The 15,137-nt window shown below is 73.7% G+C and carries 13 protein-coding genes; 7 read left to right on the top strand and 6 right to left on the bottom strand.

Features of this window, described 5'->3' with window-relative positions; translation table 11 throughout:
* Positions 1-153 precede the first annotated feature (153 nt).
* Positions 154-708: a hypothetical protein gene (locus tag ACFQLX_RS00370; RefSeq protein WP_386410272.1), complete on the bottom strand. Its 555-nt coding sequence runs from the start codon at positions 706-708 to the stop codon at positions 154-156.
* 231 nt (positions 709-939) lie between these two features.
* Positions 940-1,419, bottom strand: coding sequence for a PaaI family thioesterase (locus tag ACFQLX_RS00365; protein WP_386410269.1), 480 nt, complete (start codon positions 1,417-1,419; stop codon positions 940-942).
* 178 nt (positions 1,420-1,597) lie between these two features.
* Between ACFQLX_RS00365 and polA the strand changes: the two genes are divergently transcribed.
* Together polA and ACFQLX_RS00355 are read left to right on the top strand one after the other, a co-directional pair.
* Positions 1,598-4,333 (top strand): DNA polymerase I, encoded by a 2,736-nt coding sequence (polA, locus tag ACFQLX_RS00360; protein ID WP_386410266.1) that lies wholly within the window; start codon positions 1,598-1,600, stop codon positions 4,331-4,333.
* Between the two features lie 232 nt (positions 4,334-4,565).
* The gene (locus tag ACFQLX_RS00355; RefSeq protein ID WP_386410263.1) at positions 4,566-6,377 is read left to right on the top strand and encodes a lytic murein transglycosylase; all 1,812 of its coding nucleotides are present in this window, start codon (positions 4,566-4,568) and stop codon (positions 6,375-6,377) included.
* Positions 6,378-6,435: 58 nt separating this feature from the next.
* On the opposite strand, the gene hrpB is transcribed toward ACFQLX_RS00355, so the two are convergent.
* Complete coding sequence (gene hrpB / locus ACFQLX_RS00350) at positions 6,436-9,042, bottom strand: ATP-dependent helicase HrpB (protein WP_386410260.1); 2,607 nt, start codon at positions 9,040-9,042, stop codon at positions 6,436-6,438.
* 58 nt (positions 9,043-9,100) lie between these two features.
* Positions 9,101-9,949: a class I SAM-dependent methyltransferase gene (locus tag ACFQLX_RS00345; protein WP_386410257.1), complete on the bottom strand. Its 849-nt coding sequence runs from the start codon at positions 9,947-9,949 to the stop codon at positions 9,101-9,103.
* Positions 9,950-10,329: 380 nt separating this feature from the next.
* On the opposite strand from ACFQLX_RS00345, the gene rpsA reads away from it, so the two are divergent.
* The 4 genes from rpsA to ACFQLX_RS00325 all read left to right on the top strand — a co-directional run bounded on the left by rpsA (position 10,330) and on the right by ACFQLX_RS00325 (position 14,151).
* A complete protein-coding gene (gene rpsA / locus ACFQLX_RS00340; RefSeq protein WP_386410254.1) occupies positions 10,330-11,829 on the top strand; it encodes a 30S ribosomal protein S1 in 1,500 nt (499 codons plus the stop codon).
* A gap of 165 nt (positions 11,830-11,994) precedes the next feature.
* The gene (locus ACFQLX_RS00335) at positions 11,995-12,930 is read left to right on the top strand and encodes a PAC2 family protein (protein WP_386410251.1); all 936 of its coding nucleotides are present in this window, start codon (positions 11,995-11,997) and stop codon (positions 12,928-12,930) included.
* Positions 12,931-12,995: 65 nt separating this feature from the next.
* Positions 12,996-13,622 carry a dephospho-CoA kinase gene (gene coaE, locus ACFQLX_RS00330; protein ID WP_386410248.1) on the top strand — a complete coding sequence of 209 codons (627 nt, stop codon included), beginning with the start codon at positions 12,996-12,998 and terminating at the stop codon, positions 13,620-13,622.
* Positions 13,623-13,683: 61 nt separating this feature from the next.
* On the top strand, positions 13,684-14,151 hold the full coding sequence (locus tag ACFQLX_RS00325) for a cupin domain-containing protein (protein ID WP_386410245.1): 468 nt from the start codon (positions 13,684-13,686) through the stop codon (positions 14,149-14,151).
* Positions 14,152-14,186: 35 nt separating this feature from the next.
* Here ACFQLX_RS00325 and ACFQLX_RS00320 read toward each other — a convergent pair whose 3' ends face one another.
* Entirely contained in the window at positions 14,187-14,342 is a 156-nt protein-coding gene (locus ACFQLX_RS00320) for a hypothetical protein (protein ID WP_386410242.1), read from the bottom strand.
* 160 nt (positions 14,343-14,502) lie between these two features.
* On the opposite strand from ACFQLX_RS00320, the gene ACFQLX_RS00315 reads away from it, so the two are divergent.
* The gene (locus ACFQLX_RS00315) at positions 14,503-14,742 is read left to right on the top strand and encodes a DUF5302 domain-containing protein (RefSeq protein WP_386410240.1); all 240 of its coding nucleotides are present in this window, start codon (positions 14,503-14,505) and stop codon (positions 14,740-14,742) included.
* 34 nt (positions 14,743-14,776) lie between these two features.
* Here the strand turns inward: ACFQLX_RS00315 and ACFQLX_RS00310 are convergent, their stop codons facing one another.
* Positions 14,777-15,103, bottom strand: coding sequence for a DUF6343 family protein (locus ACFQLX_RS00310; RefSeq protein WP_386410237.1), 327 nt, complete (start codon positions 15,101-15,103; stop codon positions 14,777-14,779).
* Positions 15,104-15,137: the final 34 nt, after the last annotated feature.

The raw sequence follows: 15,137 nt of genomic DNA, 5'->3' as shown, positions 1-15,137 counted from the left end.
CAGAGGGGTGGCCCATGATGTGACTGTCTTGTTATGGCGGTTGGCGATTGTGTACGCCCTCGACGGGATAAATCGGTCGAATCGAGACACTCCGCCTTGTCCGCATAGTGAGAATGTCCAGTTCCGCTCAGGGGTATGCGCCCAGGACACCTCTTACTGATCGCACAGGGCGTGCAGCCCGGCGGAGAGATCGCGGGCGTAGTGGCCGCCGGGGATCCAGGACTGCTCCTCCCTCCCGCGTTCGTTACTCAGGGTGACGTTGATGAAGGGGAGGCCGCCGTCGAGGGGGAGCCCGGAGCAGTCCGCGACGCTCATCCGCAGGGTGAGCGTCCGGGTTCGTCCGGCGGTGAATCCGGTGGGCAGGGAGGGCTCGGCGGTGATCTTCAGCTGCGGGAAGTCGGCGGCGAGGCGCTCGATGCGTACCTGCGGTCCCTTGATAACGGTGACGGCGATCCGCATAGCGAAATCCCGTGCGGGATCGGCGGGTTGACTGGTCAGGCCCAGGTAGCGGAACTGCGTCGACTGGAACGGCCAGGGTGGCGCGGGAGGCGGCAGGGGCTCGGGGCGGCTGGCGGCGTACTGCCCGGCGAAGGCGGCGAGCAGCGCCAGCACGAGCGCCGCGAGGAGCGTGCGGCGGCGGCGCGGGGGGAGCGCGGACCAGCGTGCGCCGAGCCGGTCGCCGAAACGCGGGGTGTCCGATCCGATCACTTCCGGTAACGGCTGGATGCCGGATCCGGGGGTCGGCCCGGGGCCGGGGGGCGCGCTCACCACGGCCGCTCGGCCGGGCGCGCGGTGGTGTGCGGCGGCGCGGGGCGCGTACGTACGCGATGACCAAGGCCCATACGGAAACGCTAGGTCGGACGCCGGGCCCCCGGCAAGGGGCCCGACGCGGTCCGCATGCTGGGATCAACCGGTGGTCGACGCCCTGTCAACGTGTTGTCAAGCCGCGGACGGGGGGTTGGGGACGTTGCTGTCCTGCGCCTCGCGCAGCAGGCACGTCAGGCGCGCCGTGCAGACGCGGCGGCCTCGCTCGTCGGTGATGACGATCTCGTACGTGGCGGTGCTGCGGCCCCGGTGCAGCGGAGTGGCCACGCCCGTGACCAGGCCGGAGACGGCGGCGCGGTGGTGGGTGCAGTTGAGGTCGACGCCGACGGGCAGTTTGGCCGCGCCGCCGTGCAGCATCGCGCCGACCGAGCCGAGGGTCTCGGCGAGGACGGCGGAGGCGCCGCCGTGCAGCAGTCCGTAGGGCTGGGTGTTGCCCTCCACCGGCATGGTGGCCACGACCCGCCCGGGGGAGGCTTCCAGGATCTCGATGCCCATCCGCTCGCCGAGCCGGCCGGCGGAGAAGAGCTTCTCCAGGTCCAGGCCCGCCCCGGCGAACTCGTCGAGGACTTCCTGCGGGAACTTGGGTGCGGCCATCTGCGGCGGCTCCGATCGGTGGTGCGGTGGATGACGTGTGCAGTGTGCACGTTATCGGCGGACGGCCGCAGTGACGGCGGTCTCCCCGGGGGTGCGCACACCGGGGGTGCGCACACCGGGGGTGCGCGCGTGCGCCGACCGGTCCGCGTTGTCAGTGGGGCATGGCAGGATCGGTTCCGTGGCTGACAACGCATCGAAAACCTCGCAGACAGGCCGGCCCCGGCTGCTCCTCCTGGACGGGCACTCGCTCGCCTACCGGGCGTTCTTCGCGCTGCCCGCGGAGAACTTCTCCACCTCCACCGGGCAGACCACCAACGCGGTCTACGGCTTCCTGTCGATGCTGGCCAACACCCTGCGCGACGAGCGGCCCACGCACCTGGCGGTGGCCTTCGACGTCTCGCGCACGACCTGGCGCTCCCGGGAGTTCGAGGCGTACAAGGCGAACCGCTCCGCCTCGCCCGAGGAGTTCAAGGGCCAGGTCGGTCTGATCGGGGAGGTGCTGGACGCGATGGGGGTGCCGCGCTTCGCCGTTGACGGCTTCGAGGCCGACGACGTCATCGCCACGCTGGCCACCCAGGCCGAGGCGCAGGGCTTCGACGTCCTGATCGTCACGGGCGACCGCGACTCCTTCCAGCTGGTCTCACCGCACACCACGGTGCTCTATCCGACCAAGGGCGTCTCGGAGCTGACGCGCTTCACGCCGGAGAAGGTCCAGGAGAAGTACGGCCTGACGCCCGCGCAGTACCCGGACTTCGCGGCGCTGCGCGGCGACCCCTCGGACAACCTCCCCGGGATCCCGGGCGTGGGGGAGAAGACCGCCACCAAGTGGATCACCCAGTTCGGCTCCTTCGCGGAGCTGGCCGAGCGGGCCGGCGAGGTCAAGGGGAAGGTGGGCCAGAGTCTGCGCGACCACCTGGAGGCGGTGAAGCTCAACCGCCGCCTCACGGAGCTGGTGCGCGACGTGGAGTTGGACGCGGGCCCGGCCGAGCTGACCCGGCGGGCGTACGACCGTGAGGCGCTCGGTGCGGTCATGGACGCGCTGGAGTTCCGCCACCAGAACTTCCGCGACCGCCTGCTGGCCGTCGACCCGGGCGGCGAGGAGGCCGAGGAGGCGCCGGCCGCCCCTGGTGTGGAGGTGGCGGGCACGCTGATCGGTGCGGGCGAGCTGGCGCCCTGGCTGGCGGAGCACGGCGCGGGCGCCCTGGGTATCGCCACCGTCGACAGCTGGAAGCTGGGCGCGGGCTCGGTCGGCGAGATCGCGCTGGCCGCCGCCGGGGAGGGCGGGGGAGCGGCCGCCTGGTTCGATCCGGCGCAGCTGGACGAGGCCGACGAGCGGGCCTTCGCCGCCTGGCTGGCCGACGCGGGGGCGCCCAAGACCGTCCACGACGCGCGGACGCTGCAGCGGGTCTTCGCCGAGCACGGCTGGCGCGCCCTGGGCATCACCATGGACACCGCGCTGGCCGCGTACCTCGTCAAGCCGGGCCGCCGCGGCTTCGCCCTCGAACAACTGGCCGTGGAGTATCTCGGCCGTGAGTTGGAGCCCGCCGCCGAGGACGGCCAACTGGCCTTCGGGGCCGAGGACTCCGACGACCCCGACGGCACCGCCGAGGCGGAGGCGCTGATGCGCCAGGCGCGTGCGGTGCTCGACCTGGGCGAGGCGTTCACGCCGCGGCTGGCGGAGGTCGGCGCGCTGGAGCTGCTGCGCGGGATGGAGCTGCCGCTCTCCGCGCTGCTGGCCCGCATGGAGCGCACGGGCATCGCGGCCGACGGCGCCCATCTGCGCTCGCTGGAGGAGCAGTTCGCCGGCGCGGTGCAGCAGGCGGTGGCCGAGGCGCACGAGGCGGCGGGGCACGAGTTCAACCTCGGCTCGCCCAAGCAGCTGCAGGAGGTCCTCTTCGGGGAGCTGGCGCTGCCGAAGACCAAGAAGACCAAGACGGGTTACACCACCGACGCCGACGCGCTGGCCTGGCTCGCCACGCAGACCGACAACGAGCTGCCGGTGATCATGCTGCGGCACCGGGAGCAGTCCAAGCTGCGCTCCACGGTCGAGGGGCTGATCAAGACGGTGGCGCCCGACGGGCGCATCCACACCACGTTCAGCCAGATCGTCGCCGCCACCGGCCGCCTGTCCTCCACCGACCCCAATCTGCAGAACGTCCCGGTGCGCACGGACGAGGGCCGCGCGATCCGCCGCGGCTTCGTCGTCGGCGAGGGCTTCGAGTCGCTGCTGACCGCCGACTACAGCCAGATCGAGCTGCGCGTGATGGCGCACCTGTCGCAGGACGCCGGGCTGCTGGAGGCGTTCACCTCCGGTGAGGACCTGCACGACACGGTCGCCTCGCAGGTCTTCGGCGTGCCGAGCGCCGAGGTCGACGCCGAGATGCGCCGCAAGATCAAGGCCATGTCGTACGGGCTGGCCTACGGCCTCTCCGCCTTCGGCCTGGCCGCGCAGTTGAACATCGAGGCGTCCGAGGCGCGCAAGCTGATGGACACCTACTTCGAGCGCTTCGGCGGCGTGCGCGACTATCTGCACCGGGTCGTGGAGGAGGCGCGCGCCACCGGCTACACCGAGACGATGCTCGGCCGCCGGCGCTATCTGCCCGACCTCAACAGCGACAACCGCCAGCGGCGCGAGATGGCCGAGCGGATGGCGCTCAACGCCCCCATCCAGGGCACCGCGGCCGACATCGTGAAGCTGGCGATGCTGCGGGTGGACGAGGCGCTGCGGGCGCGGGAGCTGCGCACCCGGATGCTGCTGCAGGTGCACGACGAGATCGTGCTGGAGGTCGCGCCCGGCGAGCGTGCGGAGGTGGAGGAGCTGGTGCGCCGCGAGATGGCCTCGGCGGTGGAGCTGCGCGCGCCGCTGGACGTCTCAGTGGGGGTGGGTAGGGACTGGGAGTCGGCGGCGCACTGAGTCCCGTACGGGCGGCGCGCCGATCACGGCGGAGGGGTGGCGCACGCCGGCCGGAGCACCAGTCGGCACACCCGGGCGGTGCACGCCGGATGAACGGCAACCGCCCGGCGGCCGAAGCGCGTCGTACACGGCAGGTGACTGCTAGATCCTCCCCGGCAGTTGGGTTAGGGTCACCGGGATCGCGGCGCTCGCCCAGTGCCGCGAAGGGGTACAACGGGAGGGTCGACGCATCATGGCGGCGCAATTCGGACGGCGACTGCGTAGGGGAGCGGCGACGACGGCGGTCGCCGCCGCGGCGATGGCCGCGCTCACCGCCTCCCAGGCACCGGAGACCTTCCTGGCGGTCGCCGACGGCCGGCCCGGCGACAGCAAGCCGGAGGACATCGCGCTGGAGGACCTGGAGGACACCGCCACCGGCGGGTCCCCCTACTACACGGACCTCCCGCCGCTCGCCGTGCCGGACAGCCCCACCACCTCCCCCGGCGCCCAGGGCGCCTACGAGGCGGGCATCCCGGCCACCGTGCTGCAGGCGTACAAGAAGGCCGAGGCGCAGCTGCGCCGCGCCAAGCCGCGCTGCAACCTGAAGTGGCAGCTCCTCGCCGCGATCGGCAAGGTCGAGTCGGGCCACGCCCGCGGCGGCGCGGTCGACGTCTACGGCACGACCCGCAGCCCCATCCTCGGCCCGGTCCTGGACGGCGGCGACTACGCGAACATAAAGGACACCGACGGCGGCCGCTACGACGGCGACGCCCGCTACGACCGCGCGGTCGGCCCGATGCAGTTCATCCCCGGCACCTGGAGCTCCTGGGGCGCCGACGCCAACGGCGACGGCAAGCGCGACCCCAACAACATCTTCGACGCCGCGCTGGCCGCCGCCCGCTACCTCTGCGCGCACGACCGCGACCTGGCCACCGTGCAGGGCCGGGAACAGGCCATTCTCAGCTACAACCCCTCGCGGGAGTATCTGAGCACCGTCCTGTACTGGTACGACTACTACCGCACCGGCGCCCACTCCGTCCCCAACGGGACGGGCCCGCTGCCCGGCCCCCGCAGCGACGACCCGCCGGCCGACGCGGGCGAGCGCCGCGGCGGCGGTGGCGGCGGCGGTGGCGACCCGCCGGCGCCCGCCCCCACCCCGCCGTCGAGCACGCCCCCCGGGACCGTCCCGCCCTCGCCGACGCCCCCGCCCGCCGACCCGGCGCTGAGCGTGGCCCGGCTGCTCGACAACGGCACCGGCGCCCTGACCGCCGTCCAGGGGCGGACCTTCGGCGAGCGGGTGAGCGTCAAGGCCGCCACCAACGCCGGCTCCGGCGTCGCCGCGGTCAAGGTCCGCTTCACGATCACCGGTTCGACCGGCGCCCGCTTCTCCGGCGGCGCGAGCGAGGCGGTCGTCACCACCGGCGGCGACGGTACGGCCACCGCGCCCGACATCCTCGCCGGTGAGACGACCGGCGCCTTCACGGTGCACGCCGCGCTCGCCACCCGCGCCACAGTCGGCGTCGACTTCGCCGCCTCCGTCACGGCCCGTACCGCTGACGCGCTCACCCGGGTCGACGGCGGCGGCGCGCTGAGCGCCGCGGAGTCCACCGCCTTCGCCGACGGCCTACGCTTCAAGGCCACCGACGGGGACACCGCCGTCGCCGATACGGCGGTCACCGCGACGATCGTCGCCTCCGCGGACCCTCCGGACGCCGTCACGGCGGGCCCGTACTTCAAGGCCGCCGACGGCAGCGCGGTGCGCTCCCGCGAGCTGCGCACGGACGCCGCCGGCCAGGTGTCGGTCCCGCAGCTCTACGCGGACGGCACCACGGGCACCTTCGCGCTCCAGCTCAAGGCGGCCGGCGGCAAGACGGTCTATCTGACGCTGACGGTCACCGCGGCGCCGACCACGGAGCCGACGCCCACGCCGGACCCGACGACCGATCCGACCACGGACCCGAGCCCGGCGCCGACAAGCGACCCGACCACGGCGCCGACGCTCGCGCCGATCGCGGAGCCGACCCCTGCGGCGACCGACACGGCGACCGCGTCGCCGACGCCGTAGCGGACGCACGCAACGGACGGGGCCCCGGCGGACATCCGCCGGGGCCCCGTCCGTCCCCTCAACGCCCGCTCTCGCGCCGGGCGTTCACCCGCCGGGTCGCCGGCGCCGCGCGGGGGTCCTCCGGCCAGGGATGGCGCGGATAGCGGCCGCGCAGCTCGGCCCGTACCGCCGGATAGCCCCGCGCCCAGAAGGACGCCAGATCCGAGGTCACCGCCGCCGGGCGCCCGGCGGGGGAGAGCAGGTGGATCAGCAGCGGCACCCCGGCCACCGTCGGCGTCCGCGCCAGCCCGAACAACTCCTGCAGCTTCACCGCCAGCACCGGCTGCTCGGGCCCGTAGTCGATGCGCACCCGCGAGCCGCTGGGCACCTCCAGCCGCTCCGGCGCCAACTCCTCCAGCCGCGCCGCCTCCCCGCCCGCCCAGGGCAGCAGCGCGGTCAGCACCTGTCGTACGTCCGTACGGGCCACGCCCCGCCCCAGCCACTCTCCGGCGCCCGCCAGCAGCGCCGCGTCCGAGACGTCCGGCCACGGCGCGCCCAGCGTGCGGTGCAGGAAGTCCAGCCGCCGGCGCAGCGCGAGGGCCTCCGGCGACCAGCGCAGCAGCCCCAGCCCCTCGCGGCGCAGCGCCGCCAGCTCCACCTCCCGTACGGCCGCCGGGTCCGGGGCGGGCAGCGGGCGCTCCGCCAGCTCGACCGCGCCCAGCCGGGTGACGCGGCGCGCGGTGACGGCCGCGCGGGCGCTGTCCCAGCGGATGTCGTCGTCGGTCCGCAGCAGCGCGGCCGCCGCGGCGCGGGCGGTGCCCTCGTCGATGGGCGCGGCGAGATGGATCCGGGCGGCGGCCTTCCCGACGGGCCGGTCGGCGACGGCGACGGCCAGCCACTCGGGGGCCGCCGGTGTGCTGCGGTCGGCGCTCCCGGCGGCGCTGCGGCCGGCGCCGCTCCCGGCGGCCTTCTCGGCGCCGGTCCCCGACACCATCAGATAGCCGTGCCCGCCGCGGCTGCGCGCGATCCGCTCGGGGAAGGCCAGCGCGGCGATCAGACCGGCGGCGGCGTCACGCGGGAGGGAGCGGGCAGGCGGGGCGGGGGAGTTGTCGGTGGTGCCGCCTACCCTTGGGCGGGTGTGGGGGCCGGACGGGCTCGCGCCTCTTGCATCCCCTGCACCTCCTGCCCCCAGCGCCCCCTCCAGCCGCCGCGCCTCCGTGCGCCACCTCGCCGCGTACGCGTCCGAGTCCGTGCGGGCCCGGCGCCAGGCCGCCGCCAGATCGTCGCCGTAGGAGCGCGGCGGCTCCTCGCTCAGCAGCGCCACCACCTCCGCCGCCGTGCGCGCGCCGACCTCCGCCGCACCGTCCAGCAGGGCCCGCGCCAGCCGGGGATGCACGCCCAGACCGGCCATCCGCCGACCGCGCTGTGTCACCCGGCCCTCCCCGTCCACCGCGCCGATCGCCCGCAGCGCCGCCCCGGCCGCCGCCATCGCCCCTGCAGGCGGCGCGTCCAGCAGCGCCAGCCCCGCCGCCTGGGGATCACCCCAGCAGGCCGCCTGCAGGGCGAACGCCGTCAGATCGGCCACCGCGATCTCCGGCGAGGGGAAACGCGCCAGCCTGCCGTCCTCCGCCTCCGTCCAGCAGCGGTACGCCCACCCCGGCGCCTCGCGCCCCGCCCGCCCCGCGCGCTGGCGGGCGGCGGCCCGCGAGGCCCGTACGGTCGTCAGCGCCGACAGCCCCCGCGCATGGTCCACCCGCGGCTCGCGGGCCAGCCCCGCGTCCACCACGACCCGCACCCCGGGCACCGTCAGGCTCGACTCCGCCACCGAGGTGGCCAGTACGACCCGCCGGCCCGCCCCGTCCCCGGCGAGCACCGCGTCCTGCACCTGCGCCGACGCCCGCCCGTGCACCTGCAGCACCTCCGCCGGCGCCCCGGCGAGCAGCCGCGCCACCCGCGCGATCTCCCCGGCCCCCGGCAGGAAGCACAGCACGTCCCCTGCCCGCTCCGACAGCGCGCGGCGCACCACCCCCGCGACGTGCTCCAGCAGCGCCGGATCCACCGACATCCCGTGCGGCGGCCGTACGGGCCGAAGCGGCGGCGCGTGCACCACCTCCACCGGATACGACACCCCCGCCGCCGCCACCACCGGCGCCTCCAGCAGCCGCGCCCAGCCCTGCGCGTCGGTGGTGGCGGAGGCGGCGACCAGTTGCAGCTCCGGCCGCAGCGCCGCCCGTACGTCCAGCAGGAACGCCACCGCCGTGTCCGCGTCCAGATGCCGCTCGTGGCACTCGTCCAGGACCACCGCGTCCACCCCGGCCAGCTCCGGATCGCGCTGCAGGCGCCGCAGCAGCACACCCGTCGTCACGACCTCCACCCGCGTACCGGCGCCCACCTGCCGCTCGCCGCGCACCGTGAAGCCGACCCGCTGCCCCACCGGCTCGCCCAGCAGCCACGCCATCCGCCGCGCGGCGGCCCGTACCGCGATGCGCCGCGGCTCGGCGACGAGCACCCGCCGCGCGGGGCCCTCCCCGGTCAGCCCCGCCAGCTCCAGCGGCACCAGCGTCGTCTTGCCCGTCCCCGGCGGCGCGCACAGCACCGCCGCCCCGCCCGACTCCAGCGCCGCGCGCAGCTCCGGCAGCGCGGTGCGTACGGGCAGGCTCTCCAGGGCTTCACGGCGCAGCGTCACGGGGCCAGTCTCCCCGGTGGCGGACGCCGGGCGCCCACCCGCCCGTACGGCCGAGGGCTCAGCGCTCGCAGACGAAGATCGCCGTGCCGGGGATCAGGTGCCCCCGCAGCGGGGACCACCCTCCCCACTCCTGGTTGTTCCACGCCGGCCACTCCGGCTCCACCAGGTCCACCAGCCGGAAACCGCCCGCCACCACGTCCCGCACCCGGTCGCCGACCGTGCGGTGGTGCTCCACGTAGACCGCCTCGCCCGCCTCGTCCTGCTCCACGTACGGCGTGCGGTCGAAGTAGGAGGCCGACACCGACAGGCCCTCCGGACCCGGCTCGTCCGGAAAGGCCCAGCGGATCGGATGCGTGACGGAGAAGACGAAACGACCGCCCGGCCGCAGCACCCGGCGCACCTCCCGCAGCACCGCCACCGGATCGGCGACGAAGGGCAGCGCCCCGTACGCCGAGCAGGCCAGGTCGAAGGAGCCGTCGGCGAAGGGCAGCGCCGAGGCGTCCGCCTCCACCAGGGGGAGGGCGGGGGAGTCGGGCACGGAGGCGGCGATGCGCAGCGCGTGCTGCAACTGGCGGTGGGAGAGGTCCAGCGCGACCGGCCGCGCGCCCTGGCCGGCCAGCCAGCGCGCGCACTGCGCCGCGCCCGCGCCGATCTCCAGTACGTCGCGCCCCGCGACCGGGCCGAGCAGCCCCGCCTGCTCCTCGTCCAGGCCCTCCGGCCCCCAGACGAAGCGGTCGTCGCCGAGGAAGGCGCCGTGCTCGCTCTGGTACTCGTCGGCGTGGCGGTCCCACCAGCCGCGGTTGGCGCCGCGGCTCTCCGTGTCGGTGGCGCGGCGCCGCACGGCCTGGGCGGCCTCGTCGACGTCGTAGGGGTCGCCCGGGTCGTCGAGTTCGGGGGCCTGGTTCATCACGGATACCGTCGCAACCTTCCGGATCAGCGGTCGGCCGGCTCTGATTTCGGACCGGTCGGTTCTGGCAACTCATGGTCATTCACGGCCATTCGCGCCGGAAATGCACCCTGCTGCCCCAGGTGCACCTCTTCGCGCATTGACCCTGCCCGGCTGCCCCCGTATGCTACAAGTTGCGCTGCGGGCCTGCGCTCCTCAGACAGAGCAGGTCGCGCTCGCATCAGTTGTATGTCCCCTCGGTTCTCGAGGCGCTCCGCAGGAGTCTTCGCAGGCTCCCGTGTAGGGCGCCGTCAAGGCTGTCCGGCTTCAGTGGTGCGGTTAACGGGCTCTCGGCGTAGCAGTACCTACGACTCACTGTCCGTACCGGAGCCCTTACCCACATGACGAGCAGCACCGAGACCACCGCCACCACCCCGCAGGTAGCGGTCAACGACATCGGTAACGAGGAAGCCTTCCTCGCCGCGATCGACGAGACGATCAAGTACTTCAACGACGGCGACATCGTCGACGGCGTCATCGTGAAGGTCGACCGGGACGAGGTCCTGCTCGACATCGGTTACAAGACCGAAGGTGTGATCCCGAGCCGCGAGCTCTCGATCAAGCACGACGTCGACCCGAACGAGGTCGTCAAGGTCGGCGACGAGATCGAGGCCCTGGTTCTCCAGAAGGAGGACAAGGAAGGCCGTCTCATCCTGTCCAAGAAGCGCGCTCAGTACGAGCGGGCCTGGGGCACGATCGAGAAGATCAAGGAAGAGGACGGCATCGTCACCGGTACCGTCATCGAGGTCGTCAAGGGTGGTCTCATCCTCGACATCGGCCTCCGTGGCTTCCTGCCGGCCTCCCTCGTCGAGATGCGCCGCGTCCGCGACCTCCAGCCCTACGTGGGCAAGGAGCTCGAGGCCAAGATCATCGAGCTGGACAAGAACCGCAACAACGTGGTCCTGTCCCGCCGTGCCTGGCTTGAGCAGACCCAGTCCGAGGTCCGCCAGACGTTCCTCACCACCCTCCAGAAGGGTCAGGTGCGCTCCGGCGTCGTCTCCTCGATCGTCAACTTCGGTGCCTTCGTGGACCTGGGCGGCGTCGACGGTCTGGTCCACGTCTCCGAGCTGTCCTGGAAGCACATCGACCACCCCTCCGAGGTCGTCGAGGTCGGCCAGGAGGTCACGGTCGAGGTCCTGGACGTCGACATGGACCGCGAGCGTGTCTCCCTGTCGCTGAAGGCGACGCAGGAGGACCCGTGGCAGCAGTTCGCCCGCACGCACCAGATCGGTCAGGTCGTCCCGGGTAAGGTCACCAAGCTGGTTCCGTTCGGTGCGTTCGTCCGCGTGGACGAGGGCATCGAGGGCCTGGTCCACATCTCCGAGCTGGCCGAGCGCCACGTGGAGATCCCGGAGCAGGTCGTCCAGGTCAACGACGAGATCTTCGTCAAGGTCATCGACATCGACCTTGAGCGCCGCCGCATCAGCCTCTCGCTGAAGCAGGCCAACGAGGCCTTCGGTGCCGAGCCGATGGAGGTCGAGTTCGACCCGACCCTGTACGGCATGGCCGCCACGTACGACGACCAGGGCAACTACATCTACCCCGAGGGCTTCGACCCGGAGACCAACGAGTGGATGGACGGCTTCGACAAGCAGCGCGAGGAGTGGGAGGGCCAGTACGCCGTGGCCCAGACCCGCTTCGAGCAGCACCAGGCTCAGGTCGTCAAGTCCCGTGAGGCCGACGCCCAGGCCGCGGCCGAGGGCGGCGACGCCGCTCCGGTCGCGTCCGGTGGCGGCGGCGGTGGCTCGTACTCCTCCGAGACCGCCGAGGACTCCGGCGCCCTGGCTTCCGACGAGGCGCTCGCCGCGCTCCGTGAGAAGCTGGCCGGCGGCCAGAGCTGACCTTCGAGGTCACCGTCGCACTGCGGCACGTGGTTGGGCCCGTCCCCTTCGGGGGGCGGGCCCGCCCGCTTTTCCCGCCCGCTTTTCCGGGGGTGCGCGGGTGGGTTCGCCCTGCGCGTAAGGGCGGCGGGAATCACCGCGCGGGTGCGGAAGTTGACTAGCTACATGGGTATGTACGAATGGGACCCCAGCGGGCTCGCCGCGGTCGAGGCCATCACGGACCACGACTCGGCCGGCCTGGTCATGCTGTATCACTTCGACGGATTCATCGACGCCGGGGAGACCGGCGAACAACTCGTCGAGCGGCTGCTGGACGCGATGCCGCACGAGGTCGTGGCGCGCTTCGACCACGACCGGCTGGTCGACTACCGGGCGCGCCGGCCGCTGATGACGTTCAAGGGCGACCACTGGGCCGCGTACGACGCCCCGGTCATCGAACTGCACCTGGTGCGCGACGCCACCGGAGCGCCGTTCCTGCTGCTGTCCGGGCCGGAGCCGGACGTGGAGTGGGAGGCGTTCGCCACCGCCGTGCGCGAGATCGTCGAGCGGCTGGGCGTCCGCCTCTCCGTGAACTTCCACGGCATCCCGATGGGCGTGCCGCACAGCCGTCCCGTCGGCATCACCCCGCACGGCAACCGCGTCGAGCTGATCCCGGGCCACACCGCCTACTTCGACGAGGCGACCGTCCCGGGCAGCGCGGAGGCGCTCGTCGAGTACCGCCTCGCGGAGGCCGGCCACGACGTGCTCGGTGTCGCCGCGCACGTCCCGCACTACCTCGCCCGGTCCACCTACCCCGACTCGGCGCTGACCGTGCTGGAGGCGATCACCGCGGCCACCGGGCTGGTGCTGCCCTCGGTGGCGCACGCACTGCGTACCGAGGCGCTGCGGGTGCGCCACGAGATCGACCGGCAGGTGGCCGAGGGCGACGACGAGCTGGTGGGCCTGGTCCGCGGGCTGGAGCACCAGTACGACGCGGCGTCCGGCGGCGAGAGCCGGGGCAATCTGATCGCCGAGTCGGCGGAGCTGCCGTCGGCCGAGGAGCTGGGGCGCCAGTTGGAGCGCTTCCTCGCCGAGCGCGAGGGGGAGGGCGAGGCGGGCTGAGGGCGCTGCGGGGGCTGCGCGGATGGGCTGATCGGCGCTGGCATCCCGTCGCGTAGGGTGCTGGCATGCTCAAGGTCGGACTCACCGGCGGTATCGGCGCCGGCAAGAGCGAGGTGTCGCGGCTCCTCGCCTCCTACGGCGCGATCGTCATCGACGCCGACCGGATCGCCCGCGAGGTGGTCGCCGTCGGCACACCCGGACTCGCCGCCGTCGTCGCCGAGTTCGGGCCGGAGGTGCTGGCCCCGGACGGCGGTCTGGACCGGCCCCGGCTCGGCGCGCTCGTCTTCGCGGACGAGGCGCGCCGGCGCGCGCTGAACGCGATCGTGCACCCGCTGGTCGGCGCGCGCGCGGCGGAGCTGGAGGCCGCGGCCGGCCCCGAGGCGATCACCGTGCACGATGTGCCGCTGCTCGCGGAGAACGGCCTCGCCCCGCTCTACGACACGGTGGTCGTGGTGGACGCCGGCACCGGAACGCGGCTGCGGCGGCTGGTGGAGCTGCGCGGGATGACGCAGGACGAGGCGCGGGCGCGGATGGCGGCGCAGGCGACGCGCGAGGAGCGGCTGGCGGTGGCCGGCCACGTGATCCCCAACGACGGGCCGCTGGCGGAGCTGGAGCCCCGGGTGCGCGAGCTGTGGGCGCAGCTGCGAGCCGAGGCCGCGCGCCTGGCCGGAGATCGCCTGTCCGGGGGGTGAGCGTCCCCGCTAGGGTGGCCGCGTTCGATTACGCGTGCGGCCACTGAGGGGGAAATCGTAGATGAGATACGGAAGTTGGGCCCGACTGCTCAAGGGCGCGATAGTACTTGCCGGCATCGCGGCGCTGGCGTTCCTGCCCACGGCGGCGACCGCCACGCCCGGCTCGGGGGTGACGGCCGCGGAGCTGGCCAGGGGCACCTCGGCGGACAGCCTCGACATACGGACCAAGGGCCCCACGGACGTGGTCTTCCGCACGGTCACCATCGCCCCCGGCGGCTCCACGGGCTGGCACTACCACCCCGGCAAGGTCCTGGCGGTGGTGAAGGAGGGCACCCTGACCCGCACCAAGGCCAAGGGCTGCACGGTGGAGGTCTCCGGCCCCGGCGACACGGTCCTGGAGACGGGCGGCCCCAGGGACATCCACATCGGCCGCAACCTCGGCCCGGAACCGGTCGTCCTCTACCTCACCTACCTGATCCCGAAGAACGCCCCCCTCGCGGTGGACGCCGACAACCCGGGCTGCCCCTGACGCCCGGCGGCGCCGGTCGGGCCCGGTGCGCGGGGTCAGGGGGTGCGGTGGCCCGGTATCAGACGGGGGGACAGGGGGCGGCGGGGCTGGGGCACGGTGGGCTCGGGGTCGGCTTCGTCCGGATCCAGGGCGTCGAGCCCCAGCTCCCGTTCGGCCGACTCCAGTTCGGCGAGCACCTGGTGGTAGTCCATAGCCGCGAACGCTACAGGGTGCCTCTGACAGCCTTCCCCGAGCAGGGGGTTTTCCCGCCATCGGGCGCCCCGGCGGGCGAGGTGGGGCCAATCCGTTCGCCATCCGCGGGCTGTCCGTGCGAGGCTGGGCCCGTATCGCCGAGAGAGTTGGGGCCCGTATATGACCGCAGAAGACGCAGCGAGCAGCGAGGACACGGCGCAGACGCCGCCCGCCGAGGCTGCCGAGACCGTTGAGGACCAGGAGGACGCGGTCAAGCGACGCTTCCGCGAGGCCCTGGCGCGCAAGCAGCAGGGCAAGGGCGGCAAGGGCGGCCGCGGCCCCGGGCAGGACGGCTCGAAGGTCCACGGCGGGCGCGGGCCGGCCGGCAGCAAGCGGGAGTTCCGCCGCAAGAGCGGCTGAGGCGGGGCGCCGGCGTGCCACGTGCCGTGGCCGTTCAGCGCTCCCCACCGGCGTCCCGGGGGTCCTCCCCGGGACGCTTCGTTCTTCCGTCCCCGTCCGCAGGCGGGTCCGCCGGTGCGTAGGGCGGGATGTCGGGGCCGGGCTGGTAGTGCGGCCCCTGGCGGATGTGGCGGCGGATCAGCAGCAGGTCCACGGCGGTGAGCGCCGCCAGCGCGGCCGTCCCCGCCGCCCAGCCGGGGCGCTCGGTGAGCGCGAAGCCCACTGTGAGCGCGATCATCAGCGCCGTCCCCCACAGCGCCAGCCAGAAGCGCATCCGCAGCGGACTGCGCGCGTGGATCGGTTCGTCGCCGGTACGGGGCATGCCGCTCAACTCCCTCCCTCCAGGGTGCGCCCTA

Origin of the sequence: Streptomyces polyrhachis (assembly GCF_042663125.1) — a bacterium.
In the GTDB taxonomy this organism is placed as follows: Bacteria; Actinomycetota; Actinomycetes; order Streptomycetales; family Streptomycetaceae; genus Streptomyces; species Streptomyces polyrhachii.
The sequence above is the reverse complement of the archived record's forward strand: the minus strand, read 5'-3'. Positions and strand labels throughout refer to the sequence as shown.